The sequence below is a fragment of the Arthrobacter sp. NicSoilB8 genome (assembly GCF_019977355.1).
In the GTDB taxonomy this organism is placed as follows: Bacteria; Actinomycetota; Actinomycetes; order Actinomycetales; family Micrococcaceae; genus Arthrobacter.
In genome coordinates this window covers 4302366-4327346 of sequence record NZ_AP024655.1, presented here as the reverse complement: position 1 = coordinate 4327346, position 24981 = coordinate 4302366, and the positions used below count along the sequence as shown (strand labels likewise).

At 65.1% G+C, this 24981-nt stretch carries 24 protein-coding genes; 20 read left to right on the top strand and 4 right to left on the bottom strand.

Annotated elements, in window-relative coordinates; all coding sequences use genetic code 11:
* The first annotated feature begins 159 nt into the window (after positions 1-159).
* Together LDO15_RS19575 and LDO15_RS19570 are read left to right on the top strand one after the other, a co-directional pair.
* On the top strand, positions 160-1452 hold the full coding sequence (locus LDO15_RS19575; RefSeq protein WP_223987556.1) for a DUF6379 domain-containing protein: 1293 nt from the start codon (positions 160-162) through the stop codon (positions 1450-1452).
* Between the two features lie 30 nt (positions 1453-1482).
* Positions 1483-2961 (top strand): DUF6379 domain-containing protein, encoded by a 1479-nt coding sequence (locus tag LDO15_RS19570; protein WP_223981435.1) that lies wholly within the window; start codon positions 1483-1485, stop codon positions 2959-2961.
* Between the two features lie 62 nt (positions 2962-3023).
* On the opposite strand, the gene LDO15_RS19565 is transcribed toward LDO15_RS19570, so the two are convergent.
* Positions 3024-3968, bottom strand: a complete 945-nt coding sequence (locus LDO15_RS19565; protein ID WP_223981432.1) for a LysR family transcriptional regulator — start codon at positions 3966-3968, stop codon at positions 3024-3026.
* 233 nt (positions 3969-4201) lie between these two features.
* On the opposite strand from LDO15_RS19565, the gene LDO15_RS19560 reads away from it, so the two are divergent.
* From LDO15_RS19560 to LDO15_RS19500, 13 genes are all read left to right on the top strand, one after another.
* Positions 4202-5497 (top strand): extracellular solute-binding protein, encoded by a 1296-nt coding sequence (locus LDO15_RS19560; protein WP_223981429.1) that lies wholly within the window; start codon positions 4202-4204, stop codon positions 5495-5497.
* A 52-nt stretch (positions 5498-5549) separates the two neighbouring features.
* Positions 5550-6509, top strand: a complete 960-nt coding sequence (locus tag LDO15_RS19555; protein ID WP_223981426.1) for a sugar ABC transporter permease — start codon at positions 5550-5552, stop codon at positions 6507-6509.
* Positions 6510-6512: 3 nt separating this feature from the next.
* Positions 6513-7349: a carbohydrate ABC transporter permease gene (locus LDO15_RS19550; protein WP_223981423.1), complete on the top strand. Its 837-nt coding sequence runs from the start codon at positions 6513-6515 to the stop codon at positions 7347-7349.
* Positions 7350-7355: 6 nt separating this feature from the next.
* Complete coding sequence (locus LDO15_RS19545; RefSeq protein ID WP_223981421.1) at positions 7356-7727, top strand: nuclear transport factor 2 family protein; 372 nt, start codon at positions 7356-7358, stop codon at positions 7725-7727.
* A 29-nt stretch (positions 7728-7756) separates the two neighbouring features.
* Positions 7757-8533, top strand: a complete 777-nt coding sequence (locus LDO15_RS19540) for a TIM barrel protein (RefSeq protein WP_223981419.1) — start codon at positions 7757-7759, stop codon at positions 8531-8533.
* Positions 8530-10092: a GMC oxidoreductase gene (locus LDO15_RS19535; protein ID WP_223981417.1), complete on the top strand. Its 1563-nt coding sequence runs from the start codon at positions 8530-8532 to the stop codon at positions 10090-10092. The genes LDO15_RS19540 and LDO15_RS19535 overlap by 4 nt, the downstream gene beginning before the upstream one ends.
* A 66-nt stretch (positions 10093-10158) precedes the next feature.
* Positions 10159-10554 (top strand): DUF6379 domain-containing protein, encoded by a 396-nt coding sequence (locus tag LDO15_RS19530; protein ID WP_223981415.1) that lies wholly within the window; start codon positions 10159-10161, stop codon positions 10552-10554.
* The gene (locus LDO15_RS19525; RefSeq protein ID WP_223981413.1) at positions 10551-11654 is read left to right on the top strand and encodes a sugar phosphate isomerase/epimerase; all 1104 of its coding nucleotides are present in this window, start codon (positions 10551-10553) and stop codon (positions 11652-11654) included. Before LDO15_RS19530 ends, LDO15_RS19525 begins: the two co-directional genes overlap by 4 nt.
* Positions 11655-11674: 20 nt before the next feature.
* Positions 11675-12700 (top strand): TIM barrel protein, encoded by a 1026-nt coding sequence (locus LDO15_RS19520; protein WP_223981411.1) that lies wholly within the window; start codon positions 11675-11677, stop codon positions 12698-12700.
* Positions 12701-12709: 9 nt separating this feature from the next.
* Positions 12710-13480, top strand: a complete 771-nt coding sequence (locus LDO15_RS19515) for a nuclear transport factor 2 family protein (protein ID WP_223981409.1) — start codon at positions 12710-12712, stop codon at positions 13478-13480.
* 8 nt (positions 13481-13488) lie between these two features.
* Positions 13489-13887 (top strand): DUF6379 domain-containing protein, encoded by a 399-nt coding sequence (locus LDO15_RS19510; protein WP_223981407.1) that lies wholly within the window; start codon positions 13489-13491, stop codon positions 13885-13887.
* The gene (locus tag LDO15_RS19505) at positions 13884-15086 is read left to right on the top strand and encodes a Gfo/Idh/MocA family oxidoreductase (protein WP_223981405.1); all 1203 of its coding nucleotides are present in this window, start codon (positions 13884-13886) and stop codon (positions 15084-15086) included. The genes LDO15_RS19510 and LDO15_RS19505 overlap by 4 nt, the downstream gene beginning before the upstream one ends.
* Positions 15087-15099: 13 nt before the next feature.
* The gene (locus LDO15_RS19500) at positions 15100-16104 is read left to right on the top strand and encodes a sugar phosphate isomerase/epimerase family protein (protein WP_223981403.1); all 1005 of its coding nucleotides are present in this window, start codon (positions 15100-15102) and stop codon (positions 16102-16104) included.
* A gap of 87 nt (positions 16105-16191) precedes the next feature.
* Here LDO15_RS19500 and LDO15_RS19495 read toward each other — a convergent pair whose 3' ends face one another.
* Positions 16192-17190, bottom strand: coding sequence for a restriction endonuclease subunit R (locus LDO15_RS19495; RefSeq protein ID WP_223981401.1), 999 nt, complete (start codon positions 17188-17190; stop codon positions 16192-16194).
* Between the two features lie 68 nt (positions 17191-17258).
* Between LDO15_RS19495 and LDO15_RS19490 the strand changes: the two genes are divergently transcribed.
* A complete protein-coding gene (locus LDO15_RS19490; protein ID WP_223981399.1) occupies positions 17259-17675 on the top strand; it encodes a DUF6379 domain-containing protein in 417 nt (138 codons plus the stop codon).
* Positions 17676-17704: 29 nt separating this feature from the next.
* On the opposite strand, the gene LDO15_RS19485 is transcribed toward LDO15_RS19490, so the two are convergent.
* On the bottom strand, positions 17705-18421 hold the full coding sequence (locus LDO15_RS19485) for a ThuA domain-containing protein (RefSeq protein ID WP_223987554.1): 717 nt from the start codon (positions 18419-18421) through the stop codon (positions 17705-17707).
* A 27-nt stretch (positions 18422-18448) separates the two neighbouring features.
* Entirely contained in the window at positions 18449-19711 is a 1263-nt protein-coding gene (locus LDO15_RS19480) for an ROK family protein (RefSeq protein WP_223981397.1), read from the bottom strand.
* Between the two features lie 105 nt (positions 19712-19816).
* Here LDO15_RS19480 and LDO15_RS19475 point away from each other — a divergent pair, with 105 nt between their 5' ends.
* The 4 genes from LDO15_RS19475 to LDO15_RS19460 all read left to right on the top strand — a co-directional run bounded on the left by LDO15_RS19475 (position 19817) and on the right by LDO15_RS19460 (position 24906).
* Entirely contained in the window at positions 19817-20857 is a 1041-nt protein-coding gene (locus tag LDO15_RS19475) for a Gfo/Idh/MocA family oxidoreductase (protein WP_223981395.1), read from the top strand.
* The gene (locus LDO15_RS19470) at positions 20854-21651 is read left to right on the top strand and encodes a hypothetical protein (RefSeq protein ID WP_223981393.1); all 798 of its coding nucleotides are present in this window, start codon (positions 20854-20856) and stop codon (positions 21649-21651) included. The genes LDO15_RS19475 and LDO15_RS19470 overlap by 4 nt, the downstream gene beginning before the upstream one ends.
* 245 nt (positions 21652-21896) lie before the next feature.
* Positions 21897-23312 carry an MFS transporter gene (locus tag LDO15_RS19465; protein WP_263428284.1) on the top strand — a complete coding sequence of 472 codons (1416 nt, stop codon included), beginning with the start codon at positions 21897-21899 and terminating at the stop codon, positions 23310-23312.
* Between the two features lie 16 nt (positions 23313-23328).
* The gene (locus LDO15_RS19460) at positions 23329-24906 is read left to right on the top strand and encodes a GMC oxidoreductase (RefSeq protein WP_223981389.1); all 1578 of its coding nucleotides are present in this window, start codon (positions 23329-23331) and stop codon (positions 24904-24906) included.
* Positions 24907-24981: the final 75 nt, after the last annotated feature.

Below are 24981 nucleotides of genomic sequence, written 5' to 3'. Positions count from 1 at the left end.
GCCTGTCCGGAACCGGATGCCGTCGCCTTGTGTGACGTGAGGCCCCCATACATCCAAAGTCGCGGAAGCCATGGTTTTGTCGAATATGCGCTAACTTAAGTATAAAAGTGGCGGAATGGTTGCTACTCTGAAGTCTGCACCTAGAGAGAGTGAGCAATGATGCTTCTCGAAAGAGACCTCATCCAGTCCGTCGGCTTCCGCAACGTAACGGACGGCGGACGTGTCACCGGCTTTCAGTTCCGGGTTCGAATGCCTTCCTACCGGGGCATGGCCGCGTCCCTCGTGGACGGCATCGCCGTCCGCGTTGGCAACATCGTCGACGTCGGACCTGACGTTCCGCTGTGGACGTTCGGCGGGCGGACCTACACCCTGCAACAGCTCTGGGACAGCGACGGCGTGCGCTGGCCCCTTGAGGAAGCGGCCGTGGTGACCGTACCCCTCGACGGCGGCCTCCCGCAGGGCGTCCACGAGCTCTCCGTCGAACTGCGGCTGCGCATGTCCTACATCCCTCTGGAGCACCAGCCCACCGTGCACCGGACCAGCCGCAAGGTGACGCTCGCGCCGGAAGGCGGCGAAGGCTCCTTCCGCTACGGCGTTTCCCTGTACAGCTTCATGGGCGACTACGGCACGGTCATGGATCTGGAAACGGCGCTGGCCGCCGTCGCGGATGTGGGCGCCACCGGCGTCGAGATCCTCGGAGAAGGCCACATCCCTGGCTATCCGGAACCGTCCCCCGCCTGGATCGACAGCTGGTTCGGCCTCCTGGAGAAGTACTCGCTGGAGCCCACAAACTACGGCTCCTGGATTGACACCCGTCTACACCCGGGACGGACCATGACTGTTGCCGAGGGCGCCGATGCCCTGCAGCGGGACCTGCGGCTTGCCAGCCAATTGGGGTTTGGGTTCGTGCGCCCCAAGATCGGCGTCGTGTCCAGCGACCTGATCCCGGACCCCATCTGGACCGAGTCCGTGGAACGCTCCCTTGATCTGGCCCATGAACTGGGGATCATCATCTGCCCGGAGATCCACTCGCCAACGCCCATCAAACACCCCGTCGTCGAGGACTACATCGCACTCATCGAGCGCACGGGCACCAAGAACTTCGGCCTTCTCATCGATACCGGGATCTTCCAGGACCGGCCCATCCCCCTGCGCGAAGGGGAAACCCGCGAGACGCGGCCGGCCTTCCTTGACGGCATCGGCGTCGATCCCGCCGACTTCGCGGCCATCGCACAGTACGTTGTGTTCGTCCAGGCGAAGTTCCACGACATCAACGAGCAGCTGGAAGACCAGCAGATTCCGTGGCTGCCCGTGCTCACAGCCCTCAAGAACTCCGGTTACACCGGCTACCTCTCCAGCGAATACGAAGGCGAACGCACTCCCTGGCGTGCCATTGAGCAGGTGCGGCGCCAGCACGCCCTGATCCGCCGCATCGCCGGCGGACTTACCTGACCATCCCACCTCACAGCAAAGAGAAAAACCATGCCAAACGGACTTCTTGACGATGCAAGCCTTCGCACCCACCCAGAGGGCCTGGCGCTGGCCCTGACGCTTCCGTGGTACCGGAGCCTATGGCTCTCCTCGGTCTCCAGCCTCCGGCTCACGGTCGACGGCCAGGAAATCCCCGCCGGGGGCCTGGCCCTGGAACTGGACGGTATCCGCTATGCACTGGCGGACCTGCCCGCCCAAAGCGAAACGCTCTGGTACCTCCAGGAACATCCTCTGCTCATCGCCAAAACGGAGAGCCCTGTCGCCTTGGGCGAGCAGCACGCAATCCAGCTCATCGGTGAGCTGCGCCTGCCCTACATGCAGATTGCCCCCGGCCGGGACGGCGGTCCCGGCATGTACGTCCCCAATTTCGTCAACCAGACATTGGAGCTGACCGTCACGGACAAGGCGGCGACGGTCCCGGAGCTGACGACGGCGGTCACCCCGCCTCCGCCGAAAGCTGAGGGGGATCCTTTCGCCCTTGGGCTCACCCTGTACTCGGCAAGTGCCGAATTCCGCGCCGGCTGGTACGACTTCGACGGGCTGCTGAGCCGGGTGGCGGAGTTGGGGATCGGCCCCGGGATCGAGATCGTGGCCTCTCAAGTCCTGCCGACCTATCCCAATGTGACGGACGGCTTCGCCCGCTCGTGGCAGGAGGCCTTCGACAAACACGGGTTCACGGCCAGCTCCTTTGGCGCCAACCTGGATATGGGCCGGCGCCGGGACCGTGACATGACCCCGGACGAAGAGTACGAGTTCACCCAGACGCTCTTCCGCGGAGCCAAAAAGCTGGGGTTCCCGCTCGTCCGCATCCAAAGCGCGAAGCCGGAGCTTCTTCGCCGGCTCCTGCCGCTCGCCGAGGACCTCGAACTCAAACTTGCCTACGAGATCCATGCCCCGTTGGGGCCCAACTCGCCGGAGATCATCAAGGTCCGCGACGTTTATGCCGAGCTTGATTCGCCACTGTTGGGTTTCGTGGCTGACTTCTCTTCGACCATGCACAGCATGTCTCCCACGCTCCTGCGTGCCGTCCGCCGTGCCGGGCTGGACGACGAGGCCGTCCAGCGACTGCAGGCTATCTGGGCCACTGACGCCCCGATGCGGGTGCGGCAGGAGGAGTTCATTGCCTACCTGCGCGGACGCGATTTCGATCCTGCCCGGCTTGGGTCCTTCGCCCACCTGGCCTTTAATATGCACGGCCATGTCAGCGCCAAAGAGTGGGCTGACATCATGCCGCAAATCATGCACGTCCACGCGAAGTTCTATGACATTGATGACCAGGGCAACGAGCCGGCCATCGATTATCCGGAACTCGTCCGCGTATTCGTCGAAGGCGGCTACCGCGGCTACTGGTCCAGCGAGTGGGAGGGCCACGCCTTCGCCGAGCTCGGCGCGGTGGACCCGCTGCTGCTGGTCCGTCAGCAGCACGACCTCATCCGCAAGAGCATGCGGACGGCGCTGGCATCAGCCTGACGCTGCCACCGAAGGTCCCAACGTCTCGATGCCCGTCCAGAAGTGGGCGGGCATCGAGGCGCTTAAGGGGCTTGCTTTGCTGCGGCGGCCGCCACGATGTCAGCGGCCTCTTTGAAGAGGCCCCGCATCCATTCATGTTCCGAGTCGCGGTTGTGCACGGGGTGCCACCACAGGGCATTGACCAGCGGAGTGGCATCGAAGGGCAGCGGCAGGATCCGCACCCCGCCTATCCGCAGCGCGAACGGTACCAGCGCCGCCTGGATGAGCGCGATCCGGTTGGTTCCCACCACAAAGTGCGGCAGGGACTGGAAACTTTCAACAACCACATCCACCCGCGGCTCAACCCCCAGCTGCTGGATCTGCCGTTCCGCCGACGTTGAGGCTGAGCGGGTCTGATAGGTCATCACCCAGGGAAGTTCGGCGACGTTCTCCATGGTGATGCGATCGCCGACGGCCTCGTTTGACGAGGAGACCACGGCCACCCACCCGTCCCTCCACAGGTCCAGGTAGGGGAGCCCGGTGAGGAATCCGTGGGGGATCACCATGCCGTCCACGGAGCGAAGGCGGTTGGCGGCATCCTCCACCACCATCGGGTTGTGGAGCATAAACCGGAACCGGACCCCGGGGGCGCGCTCAGCGGCAAGTTCGGAGGCAACCCGGCCAATGGTCGTGAAGCCGTAATCCGAGCCGTAGATGGAGAACTCGCGCTCCGATTCGGCGGGCTCCCAGGTGGCCTGGCTTTCGAAGACGCGGCGTGCGGCCTCGAGCGCGGTGGTGGTGTGCCCCGCGAGCCGCAGGGCGAAGGGGGTGAGCTCGTAAGAATTTCCGCGACGGGCCAGGATCGGGTCTCCGAAGTGGGATCTGAGCCTGGCGAGCGAGGCGCTGAGCGCCGGCTGGCTGAGGTGGAGCCGCTCCGCCGCCCTGGTCACGCTGCGTTCGGTAATGAGGGCATCCAGCGAAATCAGCAGGTTGAGGTCGAGCCGGGATAGCAGAACATGATTCATCACGGCACGGCAATCCTTCAACGGTGAACTAAGTAGGGCCAGTGTATCAGCGGCGTCGATAAGTTGGGTGGCCAGCATCAGACTTCTCGATGTAAGCGCTTCCGCTCGCCCCCTGCATGACTTATGTCTGTCATCGGTAAGACTTATGTGCGTTTTCGGCACATCTCTTGCATACTGATGAGTGACCGGGGTCACGGCCCCGGATATTTTCGACAACGAAGTCAGAAAGGCTGGACATGACACAGCACCGTCGCTATTCGGGCCTCAAGGTCGGCGCCCTCGCCGTCCCCACGATCGCAGCCCTCGTCCTCACCGGCTGCTCGGCCTCCGCTGGCAGCAATTCCTCCGCTGGAGGCTCACAGGAATTTTCCCTGTCGTTCGCCACCTCCAACACCATTGAGAGCCCCTTCCAGGTCTTGGCTGAGAACTATATGAAGTCGAACCCCAACGTGAAGATCACGTTCAACCCGCAGCCCAATGATTCGTACGACCAGACCCTGCGGACCCAGCTCCAGGCCGGGAACGCGTCCGACGTCGTGGTGACCGCGCCGGGTTCAGGCACCGGCCGCAGCATCCTGCCCCTCGTTCAGGCCGGTTTCCTTGAGCCCTTGGACGACGCCGCCAAGAAGCTTGTTCCCACGGGCAGCGAAGCCCTCTTCGGAACGGACGGAAAAGTCTATGGCCAGGCCCCGGAGATCACGGTGGTCGGGATGGTCGCCAATGAGACCGCCGCTAAAGCTGCCGGCATCGCTGACTTCCCGTCAGACTTCTCCGCCCTGGCGGAGCAGTGCAAAACGCTCGAATCGTCCGGCAAATCGTTCTTCGCGCTGGCCGGCTCCGCTGCGCCAAACACCGGCCTGATGGCAATGTCGCTCGCAGCCTCCCGCGTTTACGCGGAGGACCCGAAGTGGAACGAAAAGCGCACCGCCAAGGAAGCCACCTTCGCCGGCTCGGACGGCTGGAAGGCATCGCTGGAGGCAGTCACCAAACTCAATGACGCGGGCTGCTTCCAGAAGGGCGCCGCAGGTGCCGGCTTCGACGCCATCACCAAGGGCCTTGCCAGCGGAACTTCCGTTGCTGGATTTATCCCGGGCCCCAGCTGGAAGCAGTTGAAGTCCGCGGCCGCCGACTCGGATTTCGATGTGCGCGGGCTCCCTGCAGAGCGGGGCTCGGATAAGGGTTTCGTATTTGCCAGTGCCAACTACGCGTTTTCCATCAACGCGGCGTCCAAGAACAAGGACGCGGCGAAGGCTTTCCTCGATTGGGCCTCGCAGCCTGAACAGACGAAGGCGTTCGCAGAAATCGACGGCGCCCTCCCGGTCAGCGGCCTGGACAGCTACGACTTCAACGGCGGTGCGTACAAGAATGTCGGTGATCTCATCAAGGGCGGAAAGTACGGCCCGCTGCCGAACAGCCAGTGGCCCAACTCAGCCGTGTACGATGCACTCGCCACCGGCGTCCAGGGCCTCATCACTGGCCAGAAGACTGCCGACCAGGTACTGCAGGCGATGGATACGGCCTGGGACCAGTAGCAGCTGCACATCACTAAGCTCCGAGAACTCAAAGGGATAAGCAAGGATTACCATGACTGCGACGATGCAACCGAAAAGCGAAGCAGCTGAAGCACCCCGGCGAGGTAAGCGCACCCCGGGGGCGGACCAGAAGACCCGCCCCCGGGGCAGGGGCCCACAGTTCGGGCACTGGTGGTGGGCGTTGCCCGGGATTGCCCTCGTCATCGCCATCCACTACGTGGCGACCGGCATCGGCGGCTTCTTCGCCTTCACCAACTGGACAGGCATCGGCTCGTTCAAAATAGTCGGCTGGCAGAACTTCGAAGCCATTTTCAAGGACCCCACCAAGCTCGGCGCCCTGCTGAATACCCTCTTCCTGGCCTTTGGATCGGTCTTCCTCGGCAGCGTCGGAGGCCTCATCATCGCCCTCGGCCTGAACCGGGTCCTCAAGACGCGCTACATCCTCCGCACTCTCTTCTTTATGCCCGTGGTGCTCAGCCCCCTCGCCACGGCCTACATCTGGAAGTACATCTTCGACTTCGACGGTCCGATCAACGTCTTCCTGACCTCGATAGGCGCCGGCGACCTCGCGAAGCCCTGGCTCGCGGACCCGCAGTGGGCCATCTGGACGGTGCTGGTGGTGCTTGTCTGGAGCTCCACGGGCTTCGCCATGGTGATCTTCATGGCCGGACTGGCCGGCGTGCCGGTGGAAGTCGAGGAGGCGGCCGCCATTGACGGCGCCAACCTGTGGCAGCGATTCCGGAACGTCACCCTGCCTGCTATCCGCCCCGCCATTGCCATTGCGACCACCCTGGGAATCGTCCAGGGGCTTCGGGTCTTCGACCCCATCATGGCCTTGACAGGGGGAGGACCGGCGGGGGCAACCGAAACGCTGGCCACCCAGGTCTACAAGCAGGCGTTCGCGCTCGGGAACTTCGGTGGCGGTGCCGCCCTGGCCCTAGTGCTCGCCGTCATCATCCTGTTCTTCGCCGTTCTCCAGCAGCGGCTGACGCGATCGAACCCCGAGGACTAATAAATGTTCCGTTACACCAAACTCACCCTGCTCCGGGAAATTGGTCTCTGGGCTTTGGCGCTAATCTTCCTCGCCCCGTTCTACTTCCTGGTGACCACGGCCCTTAAGCCCGACAGCGAGATGTATACGACGTCGCCCCTCGCGCCGCCCAAGAGCCCGGACTTCAGTAACTTCGTGGCTGTCCTGACGGCCACGGGCAACTCCAATGTGGTCATGGGCCTCGTGAACAGCGCCATCATCACCGCGGGCAGCATAGTCGGATTGATCGCACTGGGCTCAATCACCGGATACGTGATCTCCCGCAACACCCGCCGGTGGAGCAAAGGCGCGTACTATCTCTTCCTCATTGCCATCATCCTCCCCGGCCAGCTCGGCGCCGTGCCCCTCTACATGGGTGCGCGTGCCATGGGCCTGACGGGATCGGCGTGGGGCCTGATCATCCTGTACACCGGCATGCTCCTGCCCCTGTCGATCTTCCTTTACGCGAACTTCTTCCGGGGTCTTGGCACAGATTATGAGGAAGCGGCCACTATCGACGGCGCCAGCAAATCCCAGATCTTCTCCAAGGTGGTGTTCCCCATGATGGCTCCTGCCACCGGCACGGTCACCATCTTCGCCGGACTCATCGTATGGAACGACTTCTTCACCTCGCTGATCTTCCTGGGCGGCTCTGCGAACCAGACGCTGCCGGTGGCCATGTACTACTACATCGGCTCCCTGGTCTCGAAGTGGAACTCGATCTTCGCGATCGTGATCGTCTCCATGATTCCCATCCTGGCGCTGTTCCTGTTCGCCCAGAAGCGATTCATCCAGGGCTTCTCCGGCGGCCTGAAGGGCTGACCCGCGATGGTTGACAACCGCGCAGCGTTCGAGCGCTTCGTGGAGATCTTCTACACCCAAAAACGGGTGCGTGAAGCCTTCGACTTCCTTGTGGCCGGCGACTACCGGCAACACAACCCGACTATTCCTGACGGGCCTGAGGCGGCAGTCAGAATGCTGACACCGAAGTTCGACGGATCGCCGGACTCCCGGTTCGAGGTCCAGCGGATCCTGGTGGACGGTGACCTGGCGATGGTGCATGTGCGCGCTTCAGGTCCCGGGCGTCCCGACGCCGCCGTCGCTGACATCTACCGCTTCGAAAACGGTCGCATTGTGGAGCACTGGGACGTGCTCCAACCGGTTCCGGAGCGTCCGGTCCACGACCACCCCATGTTCTAAACCACTCTTCAACATTTCAGGAGACATCCATGTTCCAACTTTCGCCAAATATTGACCTTTTGTTCGCCGAATCAGGCGAAAGTGCGGCGGACCGGGTCCGTGCCGCCGCTGCTGCCGGCTTCGATGCAGTCGAGATGTGGGGCCCGACGGGCAAGGACATTCCGGCCCTCAAGGACGCACTCGAGGAAACCGGAGTCCAGCTCACTGCCCAACTCGCGGAACCCCGCATGCAGTTCATGATCCCGCCCCGCAACCACGAGCCCTTCTACGAGGGGCTGGACGCCGGCGTGGCGGTAGCGCAGCAGCTCGGCTGCCCACGCATCGTGGTGGGCAGCGGCACCGGCTTCGGCGGGCGCAAGCGGCAGGACCAGCTTGACGAGCTGATCGAGATCTTCACCCGCGGCGTCGCGCACATCGAGGGCTCAGGCATCACCCTGGTCCTCGAGCCGGTGAACATCCGGGTTGACCACCCCGGGGCGCTGCTGGACCGGACCGCGGAAGCCGTCTACGTCGCCCGCGGCGTGAATTCACCGAACTTCGGCGTCCTCTACGACCTGTACCACTCCACTGTCGAAGGCGAGGACGTGGCCGCCGAGCTCGCCAACGCCGGCAGCCTCATCAAGTACGTGCAGATCGCCGACGCCCCGGGCCGCGGGGAGCCGGGTTCAGGATCCATTGACTGGCCCGCCCGGTTGGCAGACCTGCAGAACAGCGGCTACTCCGGCCCCATCGGGCTCGAGTACTACCCGACCATTGACTCGGCAAAGTCCGTGCGCCGCATCCAGGAACTGGTGGCGGGGCGATGAGCAGCCGCCGGTACCCCGATACCGTCGACGTCGCCATCGTTGGCAGCGGCCCGACGGCATCAACGTACGCGCGGATCCTCAGCGAGGAAGCGCCCGGCGCCACCATCGCCATGTTCGAAGTGGGTCCCACCGTGAGCAGCCCGCCCGGCGCACACGTGAAGAACATCGAGGATCCTGAGCGCCGCAGCCTTGCCCAGCGGGCATCGGAAGGCCCCGGAGCCGGCGCCGAAACGGTGAATTCACCCGGCGCCGTCAAGAGCGGTGAACGCCGCGCCCGGCCTGGTACTTATCTGCTGCCGGACGGATACGCGTTCCCCGGAGAAGACGGGATGCCCGTCGCCGCCATGTCGAGCAACGTGGGCGGCATGGCGGCCCACTGGACCGCCGCCTGCCCGCGCCCGGGCGGCCAGGAGCGCATCGCATTCCTGCCGGACCTGGAGCAGCTTCTCGAGGATGCCGACCGCCTGCTGGGCGTGACCACCCATGCCTTTGACGGCGCCCCGTTCTCGGAGCTCGTCCGTGGACGCCTTGCAGCTACTGTGGATGAGGGCCGGGACCGGCCCTACCGCGTCCAGCCCATGCCGCTCGCTGTGCACCGCCGGGAGGACGGCGGCCTTGTATGGTCAGGCTCCGACGTCGTCATGGGGGACGTGACCCGGGAGAACCCGCAGTTTGACCTTTTCGACGAGTCGCTGGTGACCCGCGTGCTCGTAGATGACGACGGCAGGGCCCGCGGCATTGAAGTCCAGGACCGGCGCAGCGGAGAAAGCCGCCAGGTGGCTGCCCGTTACGTTGTGGTGGGCGCGGATGCCCTGCGCACGCCGCAACTGCTGTGGGCTTCCGGAATCAGGCCCGCCGCGCTGGGCCGTTATCTCAACGACCAAGCGCAGGTGGTGTTCGCGAGCAGGCTGCGTGATGTCGGGGCCGGGCATGCCCCGGCGGCTGTGGACGGCGCGCTCAGCGAACAAAGCGGGGTGGCGTGGGTTCCGTACACTGACGACGCACCATTCCATGGCCAGATCATGCAGCTGGATGCGTCCCCTGTCCCGTTGGCCGAAGATGACCCTGTTGTCCCGGGATCGATTGTTGGGCTGGGCCTGTTCTGCGCCAAGGACCTTCAGCGGGACGACCGGGTGGCGTTCGACGACAACGCCCGCGACTCGTACGGAATGCCCGCCATGCGCATCCATTACCGCCTCACGGGACGCGACCACGACGTGCTGGAACGTGCCAGGCAGGAAATTGTCCGGCTGGGCAAGGCGGTGGGCGAACCGCTCGACGAGCGCCCCTTCGTCCTCCCGCCGGGGTCTTCGCTCCACTACCAGGGCACAACGCGCATGGGCGCGGCGGACGACGGCGAGAGCGTGTGTTCCCCGGACAGCCAGGTCTGGCAGGTCCCCGGCCTCTTTGTGGCCGGCAACGGCGTGATCCCCACCGCCACGGCGTGCAATCCCACGCTGACGGCGGTGGCGCTCGCAGTGCGCGGCGCGCGGAGGATCGCGGAAGAAATCACCAGCACTTTACTTATGTCTAAATCTGACATTAGACTGACTAAATAATGAAGAAGTGGCCCACGCCACTCTGTTCAAGCACAGGCAAGACATGCCGCAGACAAGGAGGTCTCGATGATCGCCGACCGCATTATCGAGCAGGGAACACTCACCACCCAGGACGGCCGCGCAGCCGTCGAAGTCCGCATCCCCTGGTACCGGGCCCTGCCGGGCTCGTGCATTGCCGGGGCAGCGTTGAGCGTTGACGGCGTCAGCGCACCGGAGGGCTCGCTGCGCTGGACCATGAACAACCGCACCTTCAGCTTCGAGGAACTCGTGGACGAGACTGGCGAATGGTGGTTTCCCCTGGACTCGGCCGTTCTTTCGGGCGACGTTCCCGTCCCGGACCAGCAGGCTGAGCACGAGGTACGGGTCGACCTCAAGCTCTACATCCCGTACATCATCACCGACCACGGCGTGCTGCACATCGAAGAGCACGACACCAAGACCATGAAGGTGGCACAGCGATGACCAGCCTCGGCACGCCGATCCAGGGCGTCACCCTTTACAGCTTCACCCGGGCCTCCCACGCCCGGCAGTACGACCTTGATGGCCTGATCCGAAAGGTGGCGGCCGAAGGCTTCGGCCCCGGCCTTGAGGTCATCGGATTCTCCAGCCTGCGGGGCTTCCCGGACAGGATTGATGACACCTTCGTTGGGCAGTTCCGTGACCTTGTTGCCGAGGTTGACCTGGTGCCCACCTCGCTCGCGGTTAACGTTGACACGGGCATCCGCCGTGACCGGCTCATGAACCACGACGAGCTGGTCGAGTACATGCGCAAGCAGATCGAAGTGGCCGCCCGGCTCGGCTTCCCGATCGCCCGGGTACAGATCTCGCTGACTCCCGACGCGATGGAAAGCCTGCTTCCCGTGGCGGAGCAGTACGGGGTCACGCTGGCCCTGGAAGTCCACGCGGACCAGCACGGCGCCCATGAACGTATCCTTGCCCTGCGCGACCGCTATGAAAAACTCAATTCCCCGCTGTTGGGCTTCACCGCCGACTGGGGCGCCACCGTCACTGGCTTTGCTCCCTCCCTGCTAGAGGCCTACCGCCGCCGTGGTGCTTCCGAGGAGCTGCTCCGGCAGGTGGTTGAGCTGTGGAACGGTTTCTATGCCGAAGGACCGCCCAACACACAAAAAGTCCATGGTGAGCGCTTCGGGGCCTTCATCGGCTTGGCAGCGCGCAACGGCCGGCCGGACCTTGGCATCGACTTCGCCATCAACGGAACAGGGCTCTTCGGTCCGGCTCCGCTGGACACGTGGCTGGAAATCATGCCGTGGGTACGCCACGTGCACGGCAAGTTCTTCGGCATCGACGAGAACGGCGAAGAGCCCTCGGTGCCGGTGCGTGGCCTGGTCCGGCAACTCGTCGAGAACGGTTACTCCGGTGCAATCTCCAGCGAATACGAAGGCTGGCACTGGAATAACTGGCAGGACCCATTCGACATCATCCGCGGCGAGCAGGCCGTCCAGCGTTCGGCCGCGGCCAACGCCGGTTCGTCCATGATCACTGACGCCGCCGAGGCGCGCCGCATCCTCAACAGCCATCTCGCCCAGCCCGTCCGCGGCTGACAACGAAGGGACCAAAAGACATGTCAGAAGGCATCGCAGGCTCGGGTATCGAGCTAGGCATCACCCTCTATTCACTCACCTCCGAGTTCGCCGCCGGGCTTTACACGCCCGAGACGCTGATCAAGGCTGTCGCCGACGAAGGACTCGGCCCCGGCGTCGAATTCAATATCGCGCAGATGCTGCGCACCTACCCCGACGTGGACGATGACTTCATCCGCCTCTGGCGCGACGGCATGGACCGCTACGGCCTGACACCCAGCGCCGTCGGCACCAACCTGGACATGGGCCGCCGCAAGGACCGGGACATGACGCCGGACGAGGAGTACGACTTCTTTGCCGCGCAACTGCGCACCGCCAACAAGCTCGGATTCCACCGCGTGGTAATCCGCTCCGCCGGGAAGGAACTACTCCGCCGGCTGCTTCCCCTGGCCGAGAAGTACGACCAGAAGCTCGGCTACGAAATCCACGCGCCGCAGGGCCCGAACGATCCCAAGATCCTGCAGATCCGGGAAATGTACGAGGAACTTGGAAGTGACCGGCTCGGGTTCACCGCAGACTTCAGCTCCACGATGCACAGCCTTTCCCCGACGCTGTTCCGCACCCTGACGCAGATGGGACTGCCCGGCGAGCACTTCGCCGTCATGCAGGACATCTGGCGCAAACCGTTGCCCATGCACGAGCGCAACCAGGAGTTCGAGGACTACCTAGGCGCCAACAACTTCGATCCCGCACGCCTCGGCCCGTTCACCCGGCTGGCCTTCAACATGCACGGCCTGGTTCCGCCGGAGGAATGGCTGGACATCATGCCGCAGATCTTCCACGTCCACGCGAAGTTCTACGACATTGACGAGAACGGCAATGAACCTGCGATGGACATTGCCCGGATTGTGCGCCAGTTCGTTAGGGGCGGCTACCAGGGATACCTCTCCAGCGAGTGGGAGGGGCACGCGTTCGCGGATCTCGGCGAATCCGATCCGATCGACCTCGTCAAGAAGCAGCACACGCTGATGCGGCGTGCCATCGAGGAAGCCGTCGTTCCGGCCTGAGGAGGGTCCATGTCCACCATCGATACCGATCTCGCCGCCGAGGTGGAGCGCCTCCGGGCGGAACTCGGGGAAGCCTTGAAGTTGGCCCGCCGGGCCAATGACCGCGGAGAAATCGAGAACCTGTTCAACCGATATATGTACCTGCACAACGCATTTGAGGACGAGCAGATCATCCCGCTGTGGGTTAAACGCGGTACACCGGGCGTGCGGGCGAGGTACACCAACGCCGGCCAGTACACCGATTACGACAGCGTCATCCGCTATCACCGCGGACGCCCGTCACCTGTGGGCAAACTGATTCTGCACTACACCACGACGCCGGTCATCGAAGTCGCGGCCGACGGCAAGACTGCCAAGGGCGTCTGGATCATGACCGGCAATGAGTCCGGCCTGACAGACCCCGAGGTGGCCAAGGAAAGCCCCGAGTACATGTACTCACCGGGCGAAGTGCAGGGCAAGAAGGTCTGGGCGCACTGGGTCTGGTGCAAGTACGCCGTGGATTTCCTGCGCCAGGACGGGGAATGGAAGATCTGGAAGTTCCGCTGCTACGAGCTCCTGCGTGCGCCGTTCGAAGAAAACTGGATCAGCTTCGCGGAAAAGAACCAGCATGCCTTCGCCCTGGACCTCATGTACTTCGGCGACGACGGCAAGCCTGTCTTTATGCCGCCCGCCGACGAACCCGTGCCCCAGGAAAACCACCCGTACAGCCCGTCCACACGGCAGACACTAGACCCCCTGCCGCCCGCACCCCACGACACCTTCGTCGATACATTCAAGTAAGGAAAACCATGGCAACTCACAATTCCCTGTTCCAGGACACCGATGTCCGCAGGCACCCCGAGGGCATTGCCGTGTCGGTACAGCTGCCCTGGTACCGCAGCCTCTGGCTGTCCGCGGTTGACGACGTCGTCGCAACAGTCAACGGCGTGGAGATTCCCCAAGAGTCCCTCCGCTTCGAACTTCAGGGAAAGTCCTACTCCATAGCCGAGCTGCCGCAGCAATGGGAAACCCTGTGGTTCGTCGCAGACAGGCCCGACGTCATCATCCCGCTGGACCGCGTCCCCGACGCAGGCGAGGAGATCGACGTCGAAGTCATCCTCACGCTCCGCCTGCTTTACATGCAGATCGCACCCATGCGTTACGTGGGCAACCGCGTGGCGGTCGAGCGCAAGGTAGTGCTCGCATGAGCACCCTGCGCGTGGCCATGATCGGCTATGGCTTCATGGGGGCCGCCCACTCCCAGGGCTGGCGCACGGCACCGCGGGTGTTCGACCTGCCGGCCGAGCCCGAAATGGCGGTCGTTGTGGGCCGGAACGCCGAAGCGGTGGCTGCCGCCGCCCAAAAGTGGGGCTGGGCAGAATCAGCCACAGACTGGCGGGAAGTGATCGCGCGGGACGATATCGACGTCGTCGACATCGTCACCCCCGGCGATTCCCACGCCGAAATCGCGATCGCGGCGCTTGAGGCCGGGAAGCACGTCCTGTGCGAAAAGCCGCTGGCCAACACGGTGGCGGAAGCCGAAGCGATGGCGGCGGCTGCCGATCGCGCGGCAGTCCGGGGCGTCCGGGCCATGGTGGGTTTCACCTACCGTCGTGTTCCAGCCGTCACGTTCCTCCGCAACCTCATCGCCGAGGGCGCCGTGGGGACAATCAACCACGTGCGCGCCTCCTACCGGCAGGACTGGCTCGTGGACCCCGAAATGCCGCTGGCCTGGCGTCTGCAGAAGGAACACGCCGGGTCCGGGGCGCTGGGGGACATCGGAGCCCACGCCATTGACCTGGCCCAGTTTGTCACCGGGCTAAACCTGGCGAAGGTGTCCGGCGTCATCGACACCATCGTGAAGGAGCGGCCTCTCCTGGACTCAGGTTCAGCGCTGTCCGGCACTGGGCTCTCCGGCGCTGCCGGGACCGGCTACGGCCAGGTGACAGTGGACGATATCGCCATCTTCACCGGCCGCTTCGAGACCGGGGCGCTGGCGTCTTTTGAGGCCTCACGCTTTGCCACCGGCCGGAAAAACGCGCTGGAGATCGAGATCTCGGGGGACAAGGGAGCCCTGGCCTTCGACCTCGAAGACCTCAACAGCGTCCGGTTTTACGACCGCACGGCACCCGCGGACCGCCAGGGTTTTCGGAAGATCCTGGTCACCGAAGCGGAGCACCCCTACGTTTCGGCGTGGTGGCCCGCAGGCCACATGCTCGGCTACGAGCACGGTTTCTCCCACCAGGTCAAGGACCTGGTGGAAGGCATCGTGGGCGGCACCGACCCGCACCCGTCGTTCGCTGACGGGCTAAGGGTGCAGCGGGTGCTCGACGCCGTCGAGCGCAGTTCCGACAATGATTCCGCCTGGACACGCGTCGCTGCCGGCGTTCCCGTGCTGGCCGGCTGAGGAGGGGAAGTACGTGGCACGACCAATTACCCTATTTACTGGCCAGTGGGCCGACCTGCCGTTCGAGGAGGTGGCCCGCCTCGCCGGCGAGTGGGGCTATGACGGACTGGAAATCGCCTGCTGGGGTGACCACTTGGATCCCTGGCGCTGGGACGACGACGCCTATGTGCAGGGCAAAGTGGACATCCTTGAACGCCACGGCCTCAAGGTGTGGACCATCTCCAACCACCTCAAGGGCCAGGCTGTCTGTGACGACCCGATCGACGAACGGCACCGCGGCATCCTGCCGGACGTCGTGTGGGGCGACGGCGATCCTGAGGGGGTCCGTCGCCGTGCCGCCGAGGAGCTGAAGAACACCGCGCGGCTCGCCGCCAAGCTCGGCGTGAAGACGGTGACCGGGTTCACGGGATCGTCCATTTGGAAGTACGTGGCGATGTTCCCGCCTGCCTCGGAAAAGATGGTCGACGCCGGCTACCAGGATTTTGCGGACCGGTGGAACCCCATCCTGGACGTCTTTGACGAGTGTGGAGTCCGGTTCGCCCACGAGGTGCACCCGTCGGAGATCGCCTACGACTACTGGACAACGCAGCGCACCCTGGAAGCGATCGGGCACCGGGACGCCTTTGGCCTGAACTGGGACCCGAGCCACATGGTGTGGCAAGACATTGACCCGGTGGGCTTCCTGTGGGACTTCAAGGACCGCATCTACCACGTGCACTGCAAGGACACGAAGAAGCGGCTGGCCAACGGCCGCAACGGCCGCCTATCATCCCACTTGCCCTGGGCTGACCCCCGGCGCGGCTGGGACTTCATCTCCACGGGCCATGGCGACGTGCCGTGGGAAGATGCGTTCCGGATGCTCAATGCCATCGATTACCGCGGCCCGCTGTCCGTGGAGTGGGAGGACGCCGGCATGGACCGGCTGGAGGGCGCCCCGGAGGCGCTGGCGTTCGTCCGCCGGCTCTCCAGCTACGAACCCTCAGCGGCGGCTTTCGATGCCGCGTTCAGCATCAACTAGCCAAATAGCACAGCAGGAAAGAACGGCCGGCCCCGGAAGCTCCAGGGCCGGCCGTTCTTTTGTATCAGCCTTTGTTCTTGTGTTTGCTCAGACCCCGGTGCCGGCGGCCAGTGCCGCCCCTGCCAGCGCCAGATGCCGCCGCGTGATCTCGGTGGGATCATCCTGCAGCCACTCGTGGCCGCCCCATTCGCTGGTCAGAGTGCCTCTGAAACCGTTCCCGGCGAGCAGGCTGCCTAGATCCCGCAGCGGCTGCGAAACCCGGCCGCCGTCGTCGTCCAGGTCCCAGAACTTCAGATGGAAGCCACCCACCAGCGGAATAATGCTCTGAAGGTCTGCGGCATCGCTGCGGCCGAAACGGATGAGCAGGTTCATGAAGAGGGTATGGATGCGCGGCGGAACCTTCCCTGAGCGGAGCAGGGCCGTGACGGAGTCGAGCGTGGCTGGGTCCCGCCAGTCATTTTCCAGGCGCACCAGAAGTTCCGCGGGGACGCCTCCGCGCCGCAGCTCTTCAAGGTAGGTTACGGGAAGGGCAGGCATCAGCATGCTGATATCCACGAGCACCCGCACATGGTCATCTGCCAGCCCGGCTATCGCATCCAGTGCTGGAGCCACGGCGGGGTTCCGCGGGGTCTGCTGCCCTTGGATCTCTTCGTACAGCACCAGGTCGAACTCGTGCAGCAGCGGCAGCAGCAGTGTCAGCAATTCCGTGCCCGCCTGTCCGGCCGGCAACCGGACTCCGCTCGCTCCCACCCGATGCGCGGCGTGGAGCTGGGGGGCCAGGAAGTCCAGGCGCTCCTGCAGCGAGCGGCGGCCGGTTGGTGATGTGAAGTCGTCCAGGCTGGCGCCAACGATGCTGACGCGTCCCCCTCTTGCGGCCAGCGAATCCCGCAGTTCATCCACCTCGGCGTCCTGCGGAGCGGGGAAGGTCCGCCACAGCAGTCCCGGCTCGAGCTCTATTGTCTTCACCACGGAGTCCGCGATGCCAGTGACGATGTCTTGGCCCGTTCGCCGTGCTGCCGTGATCTCCGGGGTCCAGTTGAAGGAGCTGGCGCAGAGGGTCCAGTTGTCTGGTATTTCGGGAGCCATAGAGTGCCTTCCCAATTATGCTTGTTAATGACAAACTTATGTCACTTTTAGGATAAAGGACGGGAGCCATGTTGCAAACCGCTTTGCGAGAAGATGCGCTGACGGCCACGCCCGGGGGCTTTGAGCTTAGGGTGGGCCTTCCCTGGATCCGCTCGATGCCCTTGTCCAGCCTGGCCGGCCTTGCGGTTGAGATCGAAGGTGTCCGGGTGCCGCTCGCGGAGTTGACGGTGGTGCTGGGGGCCCGCAGTGTGCCGGCGGATTCGCTGCAGGCCGAGTCCGGCTGGTGGTTCGTGCAGGACAGGCTCGTCCTGGCCGGTAAGCGCGGACTGCGCCGCGGTGCGCACGCCGTGGCTGTCGAATTCCAGCTCCTGGTGCCCTACCTGCAGGCAGGTCCCGGCTCGCCGCTGGTCCTGCCGTTCCGCCTGGAGGCCCTGCTGGATCCTGACCGGGCGCCGGTGCCCAGCGTGTCCCGCGACGTGGCCTGAGGGGGCCCAGGCCACGTCCGGGCGTATCGCTATTTCTGGGAGGCGGGCTCTCCTGCCGCTACCCACTCATCGAACATGCCGCGGACCATCGGCTCCAGCGTGGTTGGCCACCAGTCGCCGCCTTCTAGGGGCTCTCCGAGGTCTCCGGGCGTGGGGATTGTCACCTCGCCGATGGCGGCCCACTCCGCGCTGCGCGGGAACAGGGCGCGGAAGGCCGGGTGTCCGATCGCCTGCGCGTTATGGCCGATGCCGATCGAGACTGACCGGCCCGCGCCGTAGTCAATGGCCCAGGCCAGCGGGTGCTCCTCGCCCATTCCCGGCAGGCTGCGCCACTGAGAGGGGACCTGGGCGTAACGCAGGGGGTTGTCCCACTCCGTCAGCAGGACGGTCCTCCTGAAGCCCTCCGGCCACTTGAGGCCCACGTAGAGGTCGTCGTTGTAATGTGGGAATTCCGCCGGCCAGCCTGCCGTGATGGGGTGGGGTTCCGCCGTATGCACCAGGAAATCGTTGTTTGGTGCCCGACGGGAAGTCTCCTCGCGCATAACCCCGCCGAGCAGGCGCTCGTACTCGGGCTCCCAGCCCACGCCGCCGGCGAGCGTGGGGTGGTATGCGATGAGGCCCTTGCCGCCCGCAACGAAATCAAAAAGCGCCTGCTCTGCGACGGGCCCGAAGCGCTCCTCCGCAACATCGCGCCAGGGGTCGGAGCGTCCGTAGTAGTTGAGAACCGCAAGATCGTAGGGTTCCAGCGTTTCGGCCGTTGCTCCCCGGGAAACCTACGCCGGAACTGCGGCCCGTTCCGGGGACGGCCGGCCCTCCGCGAACCAGCGGGGGAAAGTGACGTCGAACAGCTGCTCGCGGGCCAGTTCAGCTCCGCCGCGCAGCGGTTCGCGCTCATCGTTTACCGAGAGCGTGATGGTAAGGTCGCGGGTGGCCAGCGGCAGTGACAGTTCATAGACCCTCTGGCGCACCTCGGCCAGGAACACTTCACCGGCGGACGCGATGGCGCCGCCGATCACAATGACTCCTGGATTGAACATGTTCACCAGGGCCGAAATGGTCTCACCTGCCACCCGTGCCGACTTCTGGATGAGGGTGATGGCCAGGGGGTCCCCGTCGTGGGCTGCCAGGGTGATGTCCTCGAGGGTCAGGACTCCCTTTTTCGCCCGCGGGGCCAGGGAGCTGGTGGCACCTTCCTTGACGGCCTTTTCGGCATCCCGGACCAGGGCCCAGCCGCCGGCAACCGCTTCCAGGCAGCCGATCTTGCCGCAGCGGCATTGCGCGTCGGAATCGGAAACCCTGACGTGTCCGATGTCGCCGGCGGCCCCGTTGGCACCGCGGTGAATCCTGCCCTTGGACAACAGGCCCGCTCCGACTCCTGAACCGATCTTGCAGTAGATGAGGTCCGCCAGGGAGTCGCGCCGCCGCGCACGTTCGCCGAGGGCAAGCAGATTGGAGTCGTTATCTACCCATACCGGGGCATTGAACCGTTCCTCGAATGGCGTGCGGACATCGTAGCCGTTCCACCCCGGCATGATCGGAGGGGCCACGGGCTGACCCGAGGCGAAGTCCACCGGGCCGGGAAGACCCACCACCACGCCCCAGACGGGCACCTCGGCGTCTTTCTTCAGGATGTCGTCAATCAGGGACATCACCGCGTCGATGGTCTTCTCCGGACCCTGCGCGATATCCCACGTGCGGTGCGTGTGTTCCAGGATGTCGCCGTCGAGGGCTGCCACGCCGACCCTCATATGAGCCGCTCCGAGGGCGCAGATCACGATCCGTCCCCGCTCCGCGCGGAAACGCAGGGTCCGGGGCGCGCGGCCCCCGGACGAGGCTCCGAACTCGCCATCGCCGAGGAAGCCCATCTGGATGGCCTGATCCACGCGCTGACTAACAACGCCCCTGCCCAGGCCGGTGACCTTGCCGATTTCGGGGCGCGTGGTGGCCTCGCCCGTGCGCACCAGGTTGACGATCCGCAGGAGGCTCGTTACTTCATCCGTCTGTGCTCCAAAGCGGAGGGTGGAGTCTGTCGTCATGGCAATAATTCTCACACATTGGAGCGACTAAGGTGCGGCTTGATGTGACTATAGCCAAAACTTTTCCTACTTATGAATAATAAGAACATAAGAAGGGAGGCAACGATGCCTTGGGGAATAGGGATTCTTGGAGCGGGGCCGGGCGTCGCGGCCCTTCATCTGCCGGTGCTCGGAGGGCTGGCGGACATATTCACGGTGCAGCACATTGCCGATGCCGGCAGCGGTCGCGCCCGGGTGCTGGCGGAGAGGCTTGGCGCCCGCTGGTCGGAGGGGGACGCGGACCTCCTCGAAGACCCAATGGTGGAGGTAGTGGCCGTCTGCAGTCCGCCTGCACAACATGCGCGCCAGATTCTGGGGGCGGTGGCTGCCGGCAAGCGCGCCATCTTCTGCGAGAAGCCGTTGGCCACCAGCCGGGAGGAAGCAGATGCGGTTATTACTGCGTGCCGGACCGCAGGCGCCATCCTTGTGGTGGGAACCAACCACCTGTTTGATGCGGCCTGGGGACGCGCGAAGCACCACCTGGTGGCCCTCGAAGGCCGGGTCCAGGCAATCTCCGTGACGCTCGCGCTCCCGCCGAATGACAGGTACCACCGGCTGGTGGTCGAGGGCGGTCCCCTCCAGGCGGCCCGGCGGGGCCGCCCTGACCTGGGCGATCCAGCAGTGGCGGCCGGCGTCCTGCGGCAGCTGGTGACGGGCCTCGCGATCCATGACCTTCCAGCGGTCAGGGATATCGCGCCAGGCATCGACGAGGTGGTGTACGCGAAGGTGGCCAGGCCCATCGACTACCTGGTGGGGTACCGGGCGGGTGATGTCCTGGTCCAGCTGGCGCTTACCATGCTTCCGGAAGGGCCGGATGCCCTCTGGCGGATGAGTATCGCCACCTCCCACGACCGCATCGAGGTTAATTTCCCCCCGGCCTTCGTCCATGCCGGAAGCGCGGCCGTCCGCGTCCGGGGCGTCGGCGGGCAGTGGGCGGAATACCCCCGGGATCCGGACGACGGCTACGTGGGAGAGTGGCGCCTTTTTGCCTCCCTCCTTGAGGAAGAGGCTCCGGTGGAGTATGACGAGCTGCTGGCCGACTCGCTCCATGCAATCGACCTCGCCGATGCTGTCGCGGCGAAAGTCCTTGAAGGGGTATCGCAGTGAATTCCGCAGATCGAGTATTCGGCGTCTGCACGGCACTGCCCGCCTATGTTGCCGCTGTTGCCGGACTTCCCCTGAGCGCCGTGCGCACGGACGACGTCCGTGGCGCGGTGGCGGTGGTGCCCGGATCCGGCGATTGGTGGCACGGTATGCTGGCCGCCCGGGCCGAAGGAGCGGTGGCCGTGGTGCTTGCGGACCCCGGGGTGCTTCCGCAGGAAATACTTGCATCCCGCCCCTGGCCAGGCGATATCCCGCTGATCGCCGAGCGCCCCCGCCTGCGCCCCGACGTTGTTGCTGATGCGGTCCGGGCAAGGCAGGGAAGCCCGGCCCAAATCGTCACCGTCGAGTGTGCGGCTCCTGCCGCAAGCCTCGATGCCGTACTCCGGGACGGCTTTGGCTGGGCGCGGTCCCTGGCAAGAGGGCGGCTGACTCCCCAGGCCTGCAGGGCCACTGCCCACGGCAGGGTGGCGCTCATGGACTCCGCAGGCCCTGACGGCGGGTCGGTTCCCGCCACCCTCGTCGGGACACCGGTGGGCGGGGCCCACATCGGAGGGCTGGTCCAGGTGTTGGCCCTCGGCGAGGTGCGGACGGAAGTAACGGTGGATCAACCTGCCGGGCTGACGCGACTGGAGACGTCCACCGCGGACGGGGCACTGAGGGCTCCGGAACGCTACGAATCATCGGCCCGCCTTGCGCTCCGCCGGGCTCTTGTTGCCTGCTCCTCGGGCCGGCGCGTCACCGACCTGGATGAGCTGCTGGAGGACATGGCCCTCACCTGGGCCCTAAAGGGCAGCTGAAGGCAATGATGTCGAATTCGGGCATTCTTTTGTTGTTTTTAGACTAAAGTGAGGGTAGTGTGGCTAATGGCGCCGGGGTTCCCTCGGGACCCGCTCTCGGCCGTGATGGTGCGGCCGAGGCACAACACGTCGCGTCGATGGCCCGATCGTTCGGGTAGATCACTATGCCACTTTCACCTTTGAGACTCCGTCTCCTCGTTATCACCCTGCTCTCTGTCTCTTTCCTTGGGGCCTTGGACCACACAGTGGTGTCCACATCTCTCGCCACGATTGCCGGTGAGTTGGATGCGCTGACGCTGATGAGCTGGGTTGTTGTGGGCTACACCCTGGCCAGCACGGTGCTGCTGCCCGTGCTCGGCAAACTGGGCGACGTGCTGGGAGCGCGCCGCATCTTCCTCAGTTCCCTGGTGGTCTTCCTGGCCGCCTCCGTGGCGTGCGGCTTTGCCCAGAACATGGCGTGGCTCATCGCCGCACGCATCCTGCAGGGGATGAGCTCGGCCGGGCTGCAGCTCATGTCCCAGACCATCATTGCCCGGGTCACCACGCAGCGCGACCGCCCCCGTTACATGGCGATTATCGGCGCCGCTTTCCCGATTGCTATTCTCGTGGGTCCCGTCCTGGGCGGCGCAATCACTGATTACTGGGGCTGGCAGTGGGTCTTCTGGATCAACATCCCCGTGGGCGCCGCAGCCTTGGTCCTGGCCCTGATCGCTGTTCCCCGCCTGGAACCCGGCCCCAGGCCACGCCACTTCGATGTGGCCGGCGCCGCCGTCTTCACCACTGCCCTGGTGGCCCTAGTGCTCGCGGTTACCTGGGCAGCCGAACGGAGCGCAGACCCCGCCACTGCTCTGGCGCTCGCCGCCAGCGCCGTGGGCTTTGTTGCCTTCTTCCTGATTGAGCGGCGGGCACCCGAGCCCATCGTGCCGCTCCACTTCTTCGCCAATCGCACGATTGCGGCAGGCACCGCGCTGTCGGCGATCATCGGCGTCGGGCTTTTCTCCATCACCGCCTACCTGCCGACGTACTTCCAGATGTCCTACCAAACCACGGCCACCGTGTCCGGGCTCGTTCCCATCGCAACGGTGTTCGGCATGCTGATCAGCAACCTGCTCACAGGATGGCTGGCCGGCAGGACGGGGCGGTACCGGGTCTTCCCGATCGCGGGAACCTCCCTTGGCGCGGCCGGCCTGTTTGTCATGGCGGTGCTGCCTGCCGGGCTTCCGCTGTGGGTTCCCATGATTGTCATGGGGGTTGTTGGAATGGGCACCGGAGCGTTCATGAGCCTGATCGTCGCGGTGGTGCAGGGCGCCGTGCCGGCCAGCCAGACCGGCACCATCACCGCAACCATTAACCTGGTGCGCCAGGTCGGATCAACCGTCGCGACAGCGATCATCGGCGGGGTGATCGGCTTCGGCGTGGCGGCGCTCCTGCCGCCCGGCCTCGACGCTTCCACGTTGACCCCCCACCTGGTTCACGGGGCGGCACCGGAAGTTCAGGCAAACGTCGCTTGCATCTACGGCTCAGTCTTCACTCCCATCTTCCTTGCCTTGGCGGCCACATACGCCGTGGGAATTGTCGCCGCGGTCCTGCTTCCGCACGGCCGCCTGTCCGACGAACCCGTTCCCGCTCCCCACGCACCTTCCGAATCCCTTTCGGCCTGATTTCAAAGGAGACATCATGTCCAACCCCACTATCGCCATTGTCGGCAGCGGGCCCATCGGCTCCACCTACGCACGGGTGCTCCTGGAGCAAGTCCCAAGTGCCCGGGTGATCATGTTCGAGGCCGGGCCGCAGTTGACCGACATTCCCGGCGAGAGTGTCCGCAACATCCCCGACGCCGACGAAAAGGCCCGCGCGCGGGAGATGTCGCAGGGGCCGCAGGCCGGCTCCTACCGCGAAACGCTCGGAATCCCCGCTGGAACAGTCACCGAAGGAATGTTTACCGCCCGCCAGGGCACCCACCTGCTCGACTTCGGCGGGACGGGCTCCGCCCGCGCCTCAAGCTTTCCCGCGGCGGCGGCGGCCACTAACGTCGGCGGCCAGGGTGCGCACTGGACCTGCGCCACGCCGTCGCCGGCCTTCAGCGAGAAGGTTCCGTTCATCGCAGATGACGAATGGGACGAGCTCATCGCCGATGCAAAGCAGCTGCTGCACGTCCACAGTGCCGCGTTCGCCGATTCCACCGTCGGCGAAGCCATCCGGTCCCTCCTTGACGAAGAATTCGGCGCGGAACTGCCGGAAGGGTACGGCGTGAGCACCCTTCCGGTGGCCGGCGACCCGCAACCGGACGGCTCCGTGCGCTGGGCGGGCGCCGACGTCGTCCTCGGCCCGCTCATCGATATGGACAGCCCGCTCTCGAAGCGGTTCGAACTCCGCGACCTCACCCTGGTCCGCCGCGTGGAGCTGGACGGACAGCGGGCCGCCGGGGTCGCCGTCCGGGACCTGCGCACGGGGGAGGAGTCCTTTGTGGCAGCCGACGTCGTTGTGGTGGCTGGTGATGCCTTCCGCTCACCGCAGCTCCTGTGGGCTTCGGGCGTGCGACCGCAGGCGCTCGGCCACTACCTGACCGAGCATCCCGTGGTCATCTCCACGGTGGCGCTGGACGCTGAAAAGATGCGCCGCTTCGCCACGGAGGAGGACCTCGACGCCGAACTGGCCCGGCGCGCACTGAACCCGGCAGACCCCGTTGCGGCAGTGAACCGCATCCCGTTCTCCGAGCCGGAGCACCCGTTCTCGGTCCAGGTGATGTATTCCGAATCGACTCCCTTCCCGATGGAGCAGGGAACCCCGTACTCCGAGAACCGCTGGGGCTACGTCAACATGGGCTACGGCATGCGCAAGCACCCGCGCTACGAGGATGCCGTCATTTTCGACGACAACGAGCCGGACTACCGGGGATTCCCCAACATGACCATCGAGTACGCGCTCACGGAGCGGGAAAACGCGGAAATCGCCGAGGCCACTGAGCGGCTGCGGCGTGCCGGCAAAACCCTTGGCGCCTTCGTCGCCGAGCCCCGCCTCATGCCGAACGGCTCGAGCCTGCACTACCAGGGCACTATGCGGATGGGTGAAACCGACGACGGCACCTCGGTGGCAGATCCGTGGTCACGCGTCTGGGGCTACGACAACCTGGTGGTGGGCGGAAACGCTCTCATTCCGACGGCAACGGCCATGAATCCAACGCTGATGAGTGTTGCCATCGCCGTCCGCGGCGCCCGGAAGGTCGCCGAAGACCTTGGATCGGAGGGCGCCTGAGCCGGCAGCTCCATCGAAGTCAGGTGCCCTCCGCCGCCAATCCGGCCGGGCTCGGAGCCCGGATAACCTATGGGT